The organism is Blautia sp. 210820-DFI.6.14 (assembly GCF_020558815.1).
Classification (GTDB): Bacteria; Bacillota; Clostridia; order Lachnospirales; family Lachnospiraceae; genus Blautia_A; species Blautia_A obeum.
Map to the genome: position 1 here is coordinate 1 of NZ_JAJCKS010000077.1, position 1,274 is coordinate 1,274.

Sequence of the window (1,274 nt, forward strand, 5' to 3'; positions counted from 1 at the left end):
AAAGGACAACAAAAAAGAAGAGCTGCTTGCTCTTCCCATATAGTAGTAGTAAAATAATATGTCATGCCAGCGCAATATATTACCTAGAATATCGCTATAACAGGAAAGGGACTGCATTGTGACAGCCCCTAGTTTACTTCATCATGTTGTCTACATTCTGAGTGAACTCATTCCCTGGTTTATTTTAGCATCGATCTGGATTTTGTTTCATAAAGATAAATTTTGCCACAGAGCGGTCGTATGTTTTAATGTGTCCAAACAGCCAGTCGATTACATTTTTCTGTACAAGTTCACTGAACTGATCTGTTGGTCCTTCATACTCCTGAAGGTATTCATGCAGTTCCTGAATTGTCTTTTTAAACTCTTCATGTTTTTCATGATGGTTTTCACGCTCTGGATAACCGGATTTTTCCTGAAGCTTTTCCTCTTCTTTGAAATGAAAGTCAGTATATTCATCCAGATAATCCAGCATTTTGATTGCTTTTACTTTGCTGTCGCCATTTTGACAGGCAGTTACAAAGTTCTGGATACGGTCGATCAATTCTTTATGCTGGGTATCAATTGTTTCATTTCCTGTTACTAAATTGTCATCAAAGGTAATGTTTAAATCGTAAGTCATAATTTGACCTCCATTTCTTTTATATGTTCTCTTAGGATCTTTTAATGTCTGACAGTTTCGTACCTGCATTTTCTGCTTAGTCTTCTACAGGAACGAAAACATCTTTTCCTAATCCACAGATTGGGCATGTCCAGTCATCTGGAATATCCTCAAATGCAGTTTCTGGATCGATACCAGCGTCTGGATCTCCTACTGCCGGATCATAAATATATCCACATGGTTCACATTCATATTTTATCATAGTCATTTTCCCTTTTCAATGTCGCTTTATTTTTGTTACCAAGTTCCTAGCAATTTTTCTAACACTTTGTTTCTTGTATATCTGTATTATACATGATAATTATTTCTCTTGTCAATAATAGTAATTATTATTATACTTAGCATAAACTGATATTTGAATTGCAAATTTACATATTGTATATATCATGGGAATAGTTGAATAAAAAAATGAACTCTATTCATTAAAGACAGAGTTGCTGGAAATTATTTCTCTCCAACAACTTTTTTCGTCTTTAAGTCCTTGAAACACAATACTGTCCAATCAGATTCATCCAACTGTTATATTTATTCTTTTCACACACCTTTCGGCAAATTTCATTTTCCATCAATACACAGAACATCTTATCATAATCAAATGCCCAAACAGCACCATTCA

Annotated in this window: 2 protein-coding genes; both read right to left on the bottom strand. The window is 34.3% G+C overall.

Annotated elements, in window-relative coordinates:
• Positions 1-184: 184 nt before the first annotated feature.
• Complete coding sequence (locus LI112_RS17755) at positions 185-619, bottom strand: bacteriohemerythrin (RefSeq protein ID WP_055057009.1); 435 nt, start codon at positions 617-619, stop codon at positions 185-187.
• A 76-nt stretch (positions 620-695) separates the two neighbouring features.
• Positions 696-860 (bottom strand): rubredoxin, encoded by a 165-nt coding sequence (gene rd / locus LI112_RS17760; protein WP_020993356.1) that lies wholly within the window; start codon positions 858-860, stop codon positions 696-698.
• Positions 861-1,274: the final 414 nt, after the last annotated feature.